13 protein-coding genes, 2 tRNA genes, 1 other RNA gene and 1 pseudogene are annotated in these 13,657 nt (G+C 58.2%); 10 read left to right on the forward strand and 7 right to left on the reverse strand.

Annotated features, from left to right (window positions below; genetic code table 11):
- Positions 1–49: 49 nt before the first annotated feature.
- Positions 50–199, reverse strand: coding sequence for an AcrZ family multidrug efflux pump-associated protein (locus MKS11_RS11375; protein WP_048294400.1), 150 nt, complete (start codon positions 197–199; stop codon positions 50–52).
- 152 nt (positions 200–351) lie between these two features.
- Here MKS11_RS11375 and modE point away from each other — a divergent pair, with 152 nt between their 5' ends.
- The 7 genes from modE (at position 352) to gpmA (ending at position 8,193) form a co-directional block, all read left to right on the forward strand.
- Positions 352–1,140, forward strand: a complete 789-nt coding sequence (gene modE / locus MKS11_RS11380; RefSeq protein ID WP_017899612.1) for a molybdenum-dependent transcriptional regulator — start codon at positions 352–354, stop codon at positions 1,138–1,140.
- Between the two features lie 67 nt (positions 1,141–1,207).
- Positions 1,208–2,680 carry a molybdate ABC transporter ATP-binding protein ModF gene (gene modF, locus MKS11_RS11385; protein WP_048294399.1) on the forward strand — a complete coding sequence of 491 codons (1,473 nt, stop codon included), beginning with the start codon at positions 1,208–1,210 and terminating at the stop codon, positions 2,678–2,680.
- Between the two features lie 209 nt (positions 2,681–2,889).
- Complete coding sequence (galE, locus tag MKS11_RS11390) at positions 2,890–3,906, forward strand: UDP-glucose 4-epimerase GalE (RefSeq protein ID WP_017899610.1); 1,017 nt, start codon at positions 2,890–2,892, stop codon at positions 3,904–3,906.
- 9 nt (positions 3,907–3,915) lie between these two features.
- Positions 3,916–4,962: a galactose-1-phosphate uridylyltransferase gene (gene galT / locus MKS11_RS11395; protein WP_004886023.1), complete on the forward strand. Its 1,047-nt coding sequence runs from the start codon at positions 3,916–3,918 to the stop codon at positions 4,960–4,962.
- 2 nt (positions 4,963–4,964) lie between these two features.
- Positions 4,965–6,113: a galactokinase gene (gene galK / locus MKS11_RS11400; RefSeq protein ID WP_023319997.1), complete on the forward strand. Its 1,149-nt coding sequence runs from the start codon at positions 4,965–4,967 to the stop codon at positions 6,111–6,113.
- Positions 6,107–7,150, forward strand: coding sequence for a galactose-1-epimerase (gene galM / locus MKS11_RS11405; protein WP_032455735.1), 1,044 nt, complete (start codon positions 6,107–6,109; stop codon positions 7,148–7,150). The genes galK and galM overlap by 7 nt, the downstream gene beginning before the upstream one ends.
- 290 nt (positions 7,151–7,440) lie before the next feature.
- Positions 7,441–8,193: a 2,3-diphosphoglycerate-dependent phosphoglycerate mutase gene (gene gpmA / locus MKS11_RS11410; RefSeq protein WP_002895089.1), complete on the forward strand. Its 753-nt coding sequence runs from the start codon at positions 7,441–7,443 to the stop codon at positions 8,191–8,193.
- 72 nt (positions 8,194–8,265) lie between these two features.
- Here the strand turns inward: gpmA and aroG are convergent, their stop codons facing one another.
- Positions 8,266–9,318 carry a 3-deoxy-7-phosphoheptulonate synthase AroG gene (gene aroG / locus MKS11_RS11415; RefSeq protein ID WP_048294397.1) on the reverse strand — a complete coding sequence of 351 codons (1,053 nt, stop codon included), beginning with the start codon at positions 9,316–9,318 and terminating at the stop codon, positions 8,266–8,268.
- Between the two features lie 316 nt (positions 9,319–9,634).
- Between aroG and MKS11_RS11420 the strand changes: the two genes are divergently transcribed.
- Together MKS11_RS11420 and zitB are read left to right on the forward strand one after the other, a co-directional pair.
- The gene (locus MKS11_RS11420; protein ID WP_017899606.1) at positions 9,635–10,012 is read left to right on the forward strand and encodes a YbgS-like family protein; all 378 of its coding nucleotides are present in this window, start codon (positions 9,635–9,637) and stop codon (positions 10,010–10,012) included.
- 118 nt (positions 10,013–10,130) lie between these two features.
- The gene (gene zitB, locus MKS11_RS11425) at positions 10,131–11,069 is read left to right on the forward strand and encodes a CDF family zinc transporter ZitB (RefSeq protein ID WP_087771584.1); all 939 of its coding nucleotides are present in this window, start codon (positions 10,131–10,133) and stop codon (positions 11,067–11,069) included.
- Here the strand turns inward: zitB and pnuC are convergent.
- Both pnuC and nadA read right to left on the reverse strand, forming a co-directional pair.
- Positions 11,066–11,785 (reverse strand): nicotinamide riboside transporter PnuC, encoded by a 720-nt coding sequence (pnuC, locus tag MKS11_RS11430; protein ID WP_087771585.1) that lies wholly within the window; start codon positions 11,783–11,785, stop codon positions 11,066–11,068. The two genes, zitB and pnuC, sit on opposite strands and share 4 nt — an antisense overlap.
- 35 nt (positions 11,786–11,820) lie before the next feature.
- Positions 11,821–12,864, reverse strand: coding sequence for a quinolinate synthase NadA (nadA, locus tag MKS11_RS11435; protein ID WP_017899604.1), 1,044 nt, complete (start codon positions 12,862–12,864; stop codon positions 11,821–11,823).
- A gap of 69 nt (positions 12,865–12,933) precedes the next feature.
- Here nadA and MKS11_RS11440 point away from each other — a divergent pair.
- Positions 12,934–13,096, forward strand: a pseudogene (locus MKS11_RS11440) (hypothetical protein).
- 59 nt (positions 13,097–13,155) lie between these two features.
- On the opposite strand, the gene MKS11_RS11445 reads toward MKS11_RS11440, so the two are convergent.
- The 3 genes from MKS11_RS11445 to MKS11_RS11455 all read right to left on the reverse strand — a co-directional run bounded on the left by MKS11_RS11445 (position 13,156) and on the right by MKS11_RS11455 (position 13,656).
- Positions 13,156–13,231 (reverse strand) — tRNA-Lys (locus MKS11_RS11445).
- Between the two features lie 134 nt (positions 13,232–13,365).
- A tRNA-Lys gene (locus MKS11_RS11450) sits at positions 13,366–13,441 on the reverse strand.
- A 46-nt stretch (positions 13,442–13,487) separates the two neighbouring features.
- A non-coding RNA gene (locus tag MKS11_RS11455) (RtT sRNA) lies at positions 13,488–13,656 on the reverse strand.
- Position 13,657: the final 1 nt, after the last annotated feature.

Here is a 13,657-nt window from a genome sequence, read left to right on the forward strand (position 1 = left end):
ATACAGGAGGGAAATAGCACAGCGCCCGGTTAAACCGGGCGCCGGGAAATCAATGATTTTGCTGGCTGCGATCTTTGTGGCCGACAGCGGAGAAGAGGTTGAACACTTCGCCAAGACCGTAAATCAATCCCAGGATGACCGCCATCACCACCGGTACCATGATGACCGCAAAAACCAGACTTTTTAAAAGCTCTAACATGGTTCACTCCAGATAGTATGATTCCCTGATTGTAACGGTTTCAGCCGAAAAAACACGCCCCATTTGTGCGGTGGTTAATGACAAACCGCGCAGAGAGGTTTTGCAACCGGGTGACTATCGGTCACAATACGCTTTTTTGTCAGGAAACGATTATGCAGGCCGAAATTCTTCTCACCCTTAAGCTACAGCAGCGCCTGTTTGCCGACCCCCGGCGGATCGCCCTGCTCAAACAGATTGACCAGACCGGTTCGATAAGCCAGGGGGCGAAGCACGCGGGTATCAGCTATAAAAGCGCGTGGGATGCCATCAACGAGATGAACCAGCTCAGCGAACAGCCGCTGGTGGATCGCGCCACCGGCGGCAAAGGCGGCGGCGGCGCGGTGCTGACCCGCTACGGGCAGCGTCTGATCCAACTGTACGATCTGCTGGCGCAGATCCAGCAGAAAGCGTTTGATGTGCTCAGCGATGACGACGCCCTGCCGCTGGACAGCCTGCTGGCGGCCATCTCGCGCTTTTCCCTGCAGACCAGCGCCCGCAACCAGTGGTTCGGCACCATTACCGGCCGCGATCGCCAGCAGGTGCAGCAGCACGTCGAGGTGCTGCTGGCCGACGGTCAGACCCGCCTGAACGTCGCCATTACCGCCCAGAGCGCTGAAAAGCTGGGGCTCGATGAGGGCCAGGAGGTGCTGGTCCTGCTGAAGGCCCCCTGGGTCGGCATCACCCTCGACCCGGCGGTGGCCCGCCAGGCCGAGAACCAGCTGTCGGGTCGTATCAGCCATATCGAATGCGGCTCCGGGCAGTGCGAAGTGCTGATGACGCTGGCCGACGGTCAGACCCTGTGCGCCACTCTGCCGCAGGCGCAGACGTCTGGCCTGGCGGAAGGGACGGAGGCGATCGCTTACTTCAACGCCGATCGCATCATTCTCGCGACGTTATGCTGACCCCATTGACATTGCGCGCCTGAAGTCGTATCCCTGATGCACATCGCTGCAAAAAATGGGATACATCATGTCATCATTGCAAATTTCGCAAGGCACGTTTCGCCTGAGCGATACAAAAACCTTAAAAATAGACCACCTGAGCGTGGCGGCGGGTGAAAGCTGGGCGTTCGTCGGCAGCAACGGCAGCGGCAAATCCGCCCTCGCGCGAGCCCTGGCCGGCGACCTGACCCTGCTCAGCGGTCAGCGCGAAAGCCACTTCTCCCGCGTAACACGTCTCTCCTTCGAACAGCTGCAGAAGCTGGTCAGCGACGAGTGGCAGCGCAATAACACCGACCTGCTCAGCCCCGGAGAAGAAGATACCGGCCGCACCACTGCGGAGATTATTCAGGACGAGGTGAAAGATCCTGCCCGCTGCGCGCAGCTTGCCGAACAGTTTGCCATCAGCGCCCTGTTGGACCGCCGCTTTAAGTATCTGTCCACTGGCGAAACGCGTAAGACCCTGCTGTGCCAGGCCCTGATGAGCGATCCGCAGCTGCTGATCCTCGACGAGCCTTTCGACGGCCTCGACGTCAACTCCCGCCAGCAGTTGGCCGCGCTGCTGGCCGACCTGCACCGCGCCGGCCTCACCCTGGTGCTGGTGCTCAACCGCTTCGATGAGATCCCGGAATTTGTGCAATACGCCGGCGTGCTGGCTGATTGCCTCCTCAGCGAGACCGGCGAGAAGCGCGCTCTTCTGCAGCAGGCGCTGGTCGCTCAGCTGGCGCACAGTGAAAAACTGGACGGCATCACCCTACCGGAGCCAGATGTACCACCAGCCCGTCATGCGCTGGCAGACTCGGCGCCGCGTATCGTGCTCAATGACGGCGTGGTCTCCTACAACGATCGTCCGGTCATCAACCATCTCTCATGGACCGTGAGCCCGGGCGAACACTGGCAGATCGTCGGCCCCAACGGCGCCGGTAAATCCACGCTGCTGAGCCTTATCACCGGCGATCATCCGCAGGGCTACAGCAACGATCTCACCCTCTTTGGCCGCCGCCGCGGCAGCGGCGAGACCATCTGGGATATTAAAAAGCATATCGGCTACGTCAGCAGCAGCCTGCATCTGGACTACCGGGTCAGCACCAACGTCCGCAACGTTATTCTGTCGGGCTATTTTGACTCGATCGGCATTTATCAGGCGGTGTCCGATAAACAGCATAAGCTGGTGCAGCAATGGCTGGATATTCTCGGCATCGATAAGCGCACCGCCGACGCGCCGTTTCAGAGCCTGTCGTGGGGCCAGCAGCGGCTGGCGCTTATCGTTCGCGCGCTGGTCAAGCATCCAACCCTGCTGATCCTCGATGAACCGCTGCAGGGGCTGGATCCCCTCAATCGCCAGCTGGTACGCCGCTTTGTCGACGTCCTGATTGGCGAAGGCGCCACGCAGCTGCTGTTTGTCTCGCACCATGCGGAAGATGCCCCGGACTGTATTACCCATCGCCTGGTATTCGTTCCCAGTGGAGACGGTTACACTTATCAGCTCGGCCCCGTGGCCTGACGCCTCCTGCCGGGGATCGAAAGATCCCTGGTATTTTTCAGAAAAATAGCGCCAACCTCATATAACCAATTGTATATAAAACAAAATAAATTAAATGATGTCGTTTCACCCTCAAGTGTAAACGATTCCACTAACTTGTTCTGTGTCACACTTTTCACTTCTTTGATATGCTATCTTCCTCATACCCGATAAGCCGAATGGAGCGAATCATGAAAGTTCTGGTTACAGGTGGTAGCGGTTACATTGGAAGTCATACCTGCGTTCAACTGCTGCTGCAGGGGCATGAGGTGGTGATCCTCGACAATCTCTGCAACAGCAAGCGCAGCGTACTGCCGGTGATTGAGCGTCTCGGCGGCAAAAAAGCCACCTTCATTGAAGGCGATATTCGTAATGAAGCGCTGATGACCGAGATCCTCCACGACCACGCCATTGAAGCGGTGATCCACTTCGCCGGGCTGAAGGCCGTCGGGGAGTCCGTCGCCAAACCGCTGGAATATTACGACAATAACGTCACCGGCACACTGAAATTAGTCTCCGCCATGCGCGCCGCGGGCGTGAAGAACTTCATCTTTAGCTCCTCCGCCACCGTCTACGGCGACCAGCCGAAAATCCCGTATGTCGAAAGCTTCCCGACTGGCACCCCGCAAAGCCCCTACGGTAAAAGCAAACTGATGGTGGAGCAGATCCTGACCGACCTGCAGAAAGCCCAGCCGGAGTGGAGCATTGCCCTGCTGCGCTACTTCAACCCGGTCGGCGCCCATCCGTCGGGCGACATGGGTGAAGACCCGCAGGGGATCCCGAATAACCTGATGCCCTACATCGCCCAGGTCGCCGTTGGCCGTCGCGAATCGCTGGCCGTGTTTGGTAACGACTACCCGACCGAAGATGGCACCGGCGTGCGCGATTATATCCACGTGATGGACCTCGCTGACGGTCACGTCGCGGCCATGGAAAAACTGGCTGACAAAGCCGGGGTTCATATCTACAACCTTGGCGCCGGCGTCGGCAGCAGCGTGCTCGACGTGGTCAATGCTTTCAGCAAAGCCTGCGGCAAACCGATTAACTACCATTTCGCGCCGCGCCGCGATGGCGACCTCCCGGCCTACTGGGCGGATGCCGCCAAGGCCGACCGCGAGCTGAACTGGCGCGTGACGCGCAACCTGGACGAAATGGCGCAGGACACCTGGCACTGGCAGTCCCGCCATCCGCAGGGTTATCCAGACTAAGGAACCTTCATGAGCGTATTTAACCCCGTTGACCATCCGCATCGTCGTTATAACCCGTTAACCGGGCAGTGGATTCTGGTTTCTCCGCATCGCGCCAAGCGCCCCTGGCAGGGGGCGCAGGAAACGCCGGCAAAACAGACCTTGCCGGCCCACGATCCGGACTGTTTCCTGTGCCCGGGCAACACCCGGGTCACCGGCGACACGAATCCGAATTACACCGGTACCTACGTGTTTACCAACGACTTTGCGGCCCTGATGACCGACACCCCGGACGCCCCGGAGAGTGACGATCCGCTGATGCGCTGTCAGAGCGCGCGCGGCACCAGTCGGGTGATCTGCTTCTCGCCAGACCACAGCAAAACGCTGCCGGAGCTGAGCCTTGAAGCGCTGGAAGGCGTGGTTAAAGCGTGGCAGGAACAGACCGCGGACCTCGGGAAAAGCTACCCGTGGGTCCAGGTCTTTGAAAATAAAGGGGCAGCGATGGGCTGCTCCAACCCGCACCCGCATGGTCAGGTGTGGGCCAATAGCTTCCTGCCCAATGAAGCGGAACGGGAAGACCGTCTGCAGAAAGAATATTACGCCAGCCAGGGCCAGCCAATGCTGCTGGACTATGCCCGGCGCGAACTGGCCGACGGCAGCCGCACCGTGGTCGACACCGAGCACTGGCTGGCGGTCGTGCCCTACTGGGCCGCGTGGCCGTTTGAAACGCTGCTGCTGCCGAAAGCGCCCGTGCAGCGTATTACCGATCTCACCGACGCCCAGCGTAGCGATCTGGCGCTGGCGTTGAAAAAGCTGACCAGCCGTTACGACAACCTGTTCCAGTGCTCATTCCCCTACTCCATGGGCTGGCACGGCGCGCCGTTTAACGACGAAAACCATAATCACTGGCAGCTCCACGCCCACTTTTATCCGCCGCTGCTGCGATCCGCGACGGTCCGCAAGTTTATGGTTGGCTACGAAATGCTGGCCGAAACGCAGCGCGATCTGACCGCCGAGCAAGCTGCCGAACGACTGCGCGCCGTCAGCGACGTCCATTTTCGTGAATCCGGAGTGTAATGATGAGTCTGAAAGAGAAAACCCAAACCCTGTTTGCTGAGGCCTTCGGTTACCCGGCCAGCCATGTCATTCAGGCGCCAGGCCGCGTCAACCTGATCGGCGAGCATACCGATTACAACGACGGCTTTGTGCTGCCCTGCGCTATCGACTACCAGACGGTGATCAGCTGTGCGCCGCGCGACGATCGTACCGTGCGGGTGATTGCCGCCGATTACGACAATCAGAGCGATGAATTCTCTCTCGACGCGCCGATTATCAGCCACGACACCCAGCAGTGGTCGAACTATGTCCGCGGCGTGGTGAAGCATCTGCAGCAGCGGAACAGCCACTTCGGCGGCGCGGATCTGGTGATCAGCGGCAATGTGCCGCAGGGCGCGGGCTTAAGCTCCTCAGCCTCGCTGGAGGTCGCCGTCGGCACCGTGTTCCAGCAGCTGTATCATCTGCCGCTGGACGGCGCGCAAATCGCCCTCAACGGCCAGGAGGCGGAAAACCAGTTCGTCGGCTGCAACTGCGGGATCATGGATCAGCTGATTTCGGCGCTGGGCAAAAAAGACCATGCGCTGCTGATCGACTGCCGTTCTCTGGGCACCAAAGCCGTCTCGATGCCGAAAGGCGTGGCGGTGGTGATCATCAACAGCAACTTTAAACGCACCCTCGTCGGCAGCGAGTACAACACCCGTCGTGAACAGTGCGAGACCGGCGCGCGCTTCTTCCAACAGCCCGCTCTGCGCGATGTCACCCTTGAGCAATTCAACGCCGTCGCCCATGAGCTGGATCCGGTGGTCGCGAAGCGGGTACGCCATGTGCTGACGGAGAATGCCCGCACCGTGGAAGCCGCCAGCGCCCTCGAAAAAGGCGACCTGAAGCGGATGGGCGAGCTGATGGCCGAATCCCACGCCTCGATGCGCGATGATTTCGAGATCACCGTCCCGCAGATCGACACCCTGGTGGAGATCGTCAAGGCGACAATCGGCGATAAAGGCGGCGTGCGCATGACCGGCGGCGGCTTTGGCGGCTGCGTGGTAGCGCTGGTCCCGGAAGATCTGGTCGATACCGTGCAGCAGGCCGTTGCCAACGAGTATGAAGCGAAAACCGGAATTAAAGAGACGTTCTATGTCTGCAAACCGTCACAGGGGGCTGGCCAATGGTAACGCAAACCACCGCGCTGGCGCCGGACGGCCAGCCATGGCAGCAGGTAACCCTGCGCAATAAGGCGGGGATGACCGTCACCGTGGCGGACTGGGGCGCGACGCTGCTCAGCGCCGAGGTGCCGCTGGCCGATGGCAGCCTGCGCCGCCCGCTGCTGGGCTGCGCCAGGCTGGAAGACTATACCCGCCAGGCCGCGTTTCTTGGCGCCTCGGTAGGCCGCTACGCCAACCGCATCGGCAATAGCCGCTTCCCGCTTGACGGCCAGCTCGTCAACGTTACGCCTTCAAACGACGCGGGCCACCAGCTCCACGGCGGCCCCGAAGGGTTTGATAAACGTCGCTGGCGCATCGTCCGCGCCGACGAGCAGGAAGTGCTCTTCGCCCTGACCTCGCCAGATGGCGATCAAGGCTTTCCCGGCACGCTGCAGGCTACCGCGCACTATCGTCTGACCGACGATAACCGCATCGCGATTACCTATCGCGCCACCGTGGATAAACCCTGCCCGGTGAACATGACCAATCACGTCTATTTCAACCTCGACGGTGAACAGCGCGACGTGCGCCAGCACCAGCTGCAGATCCTCGCCCAGAGGTATCTGCCGGTGGAAAGCGACGGTATCCCGGGTGGTGAACTCAAAGATGTTGCTAACACCAGCTTTGATTTCCGCCAGCCGAAAACCATCGCCGCCGACTTCCTCGCCGACGCCGATCAGCAAAAGGTGAAAGGATACGATCATGCCTTCCTGCTGGACGCCGGAGGCGACGCCAGTCAGCCTGCGGCGCAGGTCTGGTCGCAGGACGGTAAGCTGCAGATGACGGTCTATACCTCCGCTCCGGCGCTGCAGTTTTACTCCGGCAACTATCTCGGCGGCACCCCGTCGCAGACGACAGAGCCCTACGCCGACTGGCAGGGGCTGGCGCTGGAAAGCGAATTCCTCCCGGATTCGCCGAATCATCCGGAATGGCCGCAGCCGGACTGTGTGTTACGTCCGGGCCAGGAGTACGTCAGCCTGACGGAATATCAGTTTATCGCCCGTTAATAGCCAGCGCCCTCCGCCGGGGGCGCTGCTTTTCGTCCCCGCCCTCCTCTCTGGCGCCTCTTTTTTCAGCAACCTGCTCTATTTTCCGTCACCAAAGGACAAAAAAATAACCTGTGTTTTACAAGCACCTTACACTGAGCCACTATTTTCGCTATGGTTAGGGATAAGCATTGCCGTGAGCCAAATCACGGCAATATAATGAGAATAGTTATCAATCAATAACACATACACCAACATATTCAGCGCACCGTTCGCGGCGCGAGGGATGGCGTGTAGAGAGGAGTAAGAGAATGGCTGTAACTAAGCTGGTACTGGTTCGTCATGGCGAAAGCCAGTGGAACAACGAAAACCGCTTCACCGGTTGGTACGACGTTGATCTGTCCGAGAAAGGCGTTAGCGAAGCGAAAGCGGCAGGTAAACTGCTGAAGGCTGAAGGCTTCAGCTTTGATTTTGCTTATACCTCCGTGCTGAAACGTGCCATCCATACCCTGTGGAATGTACTGGACGAACTGGATCAGGCCTGGCTGCCGGTTGAGAAATCCTGGAAGCTGAACGAGCGTCATTACGGCGCGCTGCAGGGCCTGAACAAAGCGGAAACCGCTGAGAAATACGGTGACGAGCAGGTTAAACAGTGGCGTCGTGGCTTCGCTGTCACTCCGCCGGAGCTGACCAAAGACGACGAGCGCTACCCGGGCCACGATCCGCGCTATGCAAAACTGACCGACGCGGAACTGCCGACCACTGAAAGCCTGGCGCTGACCATCGACCGCGTCGTGCCTTACTGGAACGAAACCATTCTGCCGCGCCTGAAAAGCGGTGAGCGCGTGATCATCGCCGCTCACGGTAACTCCCTGCGCGCGCTGGTGAAATACCTCGACAACATGGGCGAAGACGAGATCCTCGAACTGAACATCCCGACCGGCGTACCGCTGGTGTATGAGTTCGATGAAAACTTCAAGCCGATCAAACATTACTATCTGGGCAATGCGGAAGAGATCGCGGCGAAAGCGGCTGCCGTCGCCAACCAGGGTAAAGCGAAGTAATTTCCCCGGTCAAAACAAAAAAGCGTGGAAATCTCCACGCTTTTTTTATGACCTGCGCTAACGCAGAGTAGCTTAGCCGCGACGGGTTTTCACTGCTTCCGCCAGCTGACGCAGGATCGTTTCGGTATCCTCCCAGCCGATGCAGGCGTCGGTGACGCTCTTGCCGTAGGTCAGCGGTTCACCGCTCTCGAGGCTCTGGTTGCCTTCCACCAGATGGCTTTCAATCATCACGCCCATAATGGCGCGCTCGCCGCCGGCAATCTGCTGGCATACGTCGGCGCCCACTTCCATCTGCTTCTTGAACTGCTTGCTGGAGTTGGCATGGCTGAAGTCGATCATCACCTGGGCCGGCAGGCCCGCTTTAGCCAGGCCGATCTTCACGTCCGCCACGTGCTTCGCGCTGTAGTTCGGCTCTTTGCCGCCGCGCAGAATAATATGGCAGTCGCCGTTGCCGCTGGTATTAACGATAGCGGAGTGGCCCCACTTGGTGACCGACAGGAAACAGTGCGGCGCGCCGGCGGCGTTAATCGCGTCGATAGCCACCTTGATGGTGCCATCGGTACCATTCTTAAAGCCCACCGGGCAGGAGAGCCCCGAGGCGAGCTCGCGGTGAACCTGAGATTCGGTGGTACGCGCCCCAATGGCGCCCCAGCTCATCAGATCGGCGACATACTGCGGGGTGATCATATCGAGGAATTCCCCCGCCGCCGGCAGACCGCTGTCGTTAATGTCCAGCAGCAGTTTGCGCGCAATGCGCAACCCGTCGTTGATGCGGAAGCTGTTATCCATATGGGGATCGTTGATAAGCCCTTTCCAGCCGACGGTGGTGCGCGGTTTCTCAAAATAGACGCGCATGACGATCTCGAGCTCGCCCTTCAACGCCTCGCGCAGGGTCAGCAGACGGGAAGCGTACTCTTTCGCCGCCGCCGGGTCGTGAATAGAACAAGGCCCAATCACCACCAGCAGGCGGTCATCATCGCCTTTGAGGATCTGGTGGATCGCTTTGCGAGCATGTGCAACGGTGTTTGCAGCATTTTCGGTAGCAGGGAATTTTTCCAGGAGCGCAACGGGAGGTAATAATTCGTTGATCTCTTTAATGCGTAAATCGTCGTTCTGATAATTCATCTTCTTTCCAGCGTTGCCATACTTATTCAATGAAATGCAATCCCTCCAATCTATCTCTTCGCTGAAATAGTGTAAACGTGATTTTACAGTAGTGATGGAATAATCCTGGAAATAGGCAAAAATACGCCATAAAGTAGCGAAAGCAGGCTCATGAACTACAATATTTAACTGTTAAAGCTAATTAAGTCTTACGTTTCAGGATTATATAGTGACACTGCGATCGTCTGCGGAGTCTTAAACCATAGCGAGTCAGATCCCTGGCACACTTACCGCTGGAGGCGTTTTTTACCGCTTCCCGACCCAACAGGAGTATCCGATGAATATGAAAAAACTGACGACCCTTTTGCTCACCGCCACCTTAAGTCTTGCCAGCGGCGCGGCCCTGGCGGCAGACACCGGCGCCCAGTCCAACAATGGCCAGGCCAACTCTTCCGCTGATGCCGGCCAGGTGGCGCCGGATGCCCGTGAAAACGTGGCGCCGAATAACGTGGATAATAGCCAAATTAACTCTGGCTCTGGCGGCACCATGCTTCATCCTGACGGCTCGACGATGAGCCAGGACAATATGTCGAGCGATGAGGTACATAAAAACTCGATGTGTAAAGACGGCCGCTGTCCGGATACCGGTAAGAAACTGGACAACGGCGACAGCATGAACCATGACAACAGCAAAACCGACGGCACCACCCAGTAATTGATGCGGTGAGTGCAAACAGAGAAAAGGCGAGCTGGGCTCGCCTTTTCTCTGTTTGTTATCGTTCTCTGTTTATGCTGTCATAGCGTGATAATGATAACTATCAAGGGACGACACCATGGCGCATTCGCACTCCCCTGCCCAGGCTCCGGATAACGGCAACGCTCGCCGGCTGCTTTGGGCGTTCATCATCACCGCCGGTTTTATGCTGATAGAAGCCATCGGCGGCGCGATCTCCGGCTCGCTGGCCCTGCTGGCGGATGCCGGCCATATGCTCACCGACTCCGCCGCCCTGCTGTTTGCGCTGCTGGCGGTTCGCTTCGCCAGCCGTCCCCCGAACGCCCGCCATACTTTTGGCTGGCTGCGTTTGACCACCCTGGCGGCGTTTCTCAATGCCATTGCTCTGGTGGTGATCACCATGCTGATTGTCTGGGAGGCCATTCAGCGCTTCCAGCATCCGCAGCCGGTTGCCGGGGTGACGATGATGGTCATTGCAGTCGCCGGTCTGCTAGCCAACGTGCTGGCGTTTTGGATCCTACATCGTGGCAGCGAAGAGCGGAATCTCAACGTGCGCGCCGCGGCGCTACACGTGCTCGGCGATCTGCTGGGTTCGGTTGGCGCGATTGTGGCCGCCGTGGTGATCCTCACCACCGGCTGGACGCCTGTCGATCCGATCCTTTCCGTGCTGGTTTCCTGCCTGGTGCTACGTAGCGCATGGCGGCTGCTGAAGGAGAGTCTGAATGAGCTGCTGGAAGGCGCACCGCGTTCGCTCGATGTGGCGGCCCTGCAGCGGGATATCCGCCGCTCTATCCCGGAGGTGCGCGATGTTCACCACGTTCACGTCTGGCTGGTGGGGGAAAAACCGGTGATGACGCTGCATGTGCAGGTGGTCCCGCCGCACGATCATGATGCGTTACTCAACCGCATCCTGCATTTCCTGGAACATCAATATGAAATTGAGCATGCCACGGTGCAGATGGAGTACCAGCCCTGCAGCGGCCCGGAGTGCCATCTCAACACGATGCACGCCGGGCACGATCATCACCACCATCATTAGCCAGAAAACGCGTGAGAACCTCGCTCACGCGCGCTGTTTATCCACATTCGGCTGCCGTTCAGCGCAATGAACGTCAGCAAGAGATATTCCAGCGACATAGCATAGACGCCCTGACGGGCAAAAATCACCACGCTTATGACGTTGACGATGACCCACAGCAGCCAGTTCTCAACGTATTTGCGGGTCATTAAGATCATCGCCACTACCGACAGCACCGTCATACAGGAGTCCCAGAACGGGAAGGCATCCGGCTGCAGTTCCGGCATCGTGACCTGCAAACCAAGCGCTTGCATCAGGCTGACCGCGATTCGCGTCAGGAAGGCAAAAAACGGATTGATAAACAGGGTCAGCAAGCCGATCGCCACCACGCAGGCCGCCAGCCAGCCCAGGGCTTTACTGCGTGGTAGCCAGCGGATCTGCAGCTCGGCCTCATGATTGGTGCTTTGCCGCGACCAGGCATACCAGCCGTAAACGTTAGCGGCAAAGAAGAACAGCTGCAGCAACAGGCTGGCGTACAGCTGGATCTGAAAGAAGATGATGGCGAACAGCGTGACGTTGACCAGACCGAATGCATAGTTGCTGATCTTCTCCAGGCTCGCCAGCCAGATACACAGCAGCCCGGCGATGGTCCCCACGGCCTCTATCCAGGAGAGATCGTACCCCCCAGCGCCGATGGGTATATGTACTAAAATATTCTGCGTGCTAAAAAAATCCATTTTATCCTCTCAGCGTCAGATGACGCGGCAATAGGTTATCCCCGTAGTGTAGCCGCAAAATCCAGCATCCGGTTAAGGGGAATTAATGCGCCGGTCCGCAGCGCTTCGTCGACGTGGATTTCATGTTCAGCGCCGCCCTGCTCGAGCCCCTCGGCAATGGCTTTCAGGCCGTTCATCGCCATCCACGGACAATGCGCGCAGCTGCGGCAGGTCGCCCCTTCACCAGCGGTGGGCGCTTCCAGCAGCGTTTTCTCCGGCACCGCCTGCTGCATTTTATAAAAGATACCGCGATCGGTCGCCACGATCAGCTGGCGCTGGGGCAGGCTTTTCGCCGCCGCGATCAGCTGACTGGTGGAACCTACGGCATCGGCCATCTCGACGATTGCCTGCGGCGACTCGGGATGGACCAGTACAGCAGCTTCAGGATAGAGGGCCTTCATACGCGTCAGTGCCTGGGTTTTAAACTCATCGTGCACGATGCACGCCCCCTGCCAGCAGATCACGTCTGCGCCGGTCTGACGCTGAACATAGCGGCCAAGATGGCGGTCCGGCGCCCAGAGGATCTTTTGACCAAGACTATCCAGATGGTCAATGAGTTCCACGGCGATGCTGGAGGTCACCACCCAGTCGGCGCGAGCCTTCACCGCGGCGGACGTATTGGCATAGACTACCACGGTGCGATCGGGATGGGCGTCGCAGAAGGCGTTGAATTCCTCAATCGGACAGCCCAGATCCAGCGAACACTCGGCGTTCAGGGTCGGCATCAGAATGGTCTTTTCCGGGCTAAGGATTTTGGCGGTTTCCCCCATAAAACGCACCCCGGCGACCAGCAGCGTGGAGGCCGAATGGCGGGCGCCAAAGCGCGCCATCTCCAGCGAGTCGGCTATACAGCCGCCGGTCTCTTCCGCCAGCTGCTGAATTTCAGGATCGGTGTAGTAATGCGCCACCATCACGGCATCGCGCTCGCGCAGCAGACGCTTGATTTTCTCGCGGTAAAACTGCTTTTCGTCGACGGTCAGCGGCTGCGGTTTCGGTGGGAAGGGATAAATCGCCGTTTCAGGATCAAACATTACGCTCATCATGCAATCTCGTTTTACTGGCTTAACTCTAAGACCGTCACTATGGCCTGTCTGCGCCTTAACACGGTCATGGTGTTTTATATGCTAAACAAGATAGCGGATTACGAGCAAAAAGTCGTGATGAATTTTGTACATGAGCACCTATTCCCCGGGGACGATGCTACGCATCTTCCCGGGCTACCGGTTCGTGCCTTATGGCGTCACGGTAAGCGGCGGCAGGGGGTCATGCTGAAGTAGGATTGTGGAGAATGACGCATAGCAAAAAGGCGCCTTTAGGGCGCCTTTTTACATTGGTGGGTCGTGCAGGATTCGAACCTGCGACCAATTGATTAAAAGTCAACTGCTCTACCAACTGAGCTAACGACCCCTTGCGGGATTTTGCTACTGTAATCATTCAGGATGGTGGGTCGTGCAGGATGACTCGGCTTCGCCTCGCCCTTCGGCGCCGTTGCTGACGCAACGTTATCCTTCACGTTCAACATCTGAGTTAAATGCTGAAATTGGTGGGTCGTGCAGGATTCGAACCTGCGACCAATTGATTAAAAGTCAACTGCTCTACCAACTGAGCTAACGACCCGCTCTGGTATTACCTGAATAATTTCACTCGACACCAATATTGAAATTGGTGGGTCGTGCAGGATGACTCGGCTTCACCTCGCCCTACGGGCCGTTGCTGACGCAACGTTATCCTTCACGTTCAACATCTGAGTTAAATGCTGAAATTGGTGGGTCGTGCAGGATTCGAACCTGCGACCAATTGATTAAAAGTCAACTGCTCTACCAACTGAGCTAA

It is taken from the genome of Klebsiella sp. K5-45 (genome assembly GCF_030128605.1).
GTDB lineage: Bacteria > Pseudomonadota > Gammaproteobacteria > Enterobacterales > Enterobacteriaceae > Klebsiella > Klebsiella quasipneumoniae.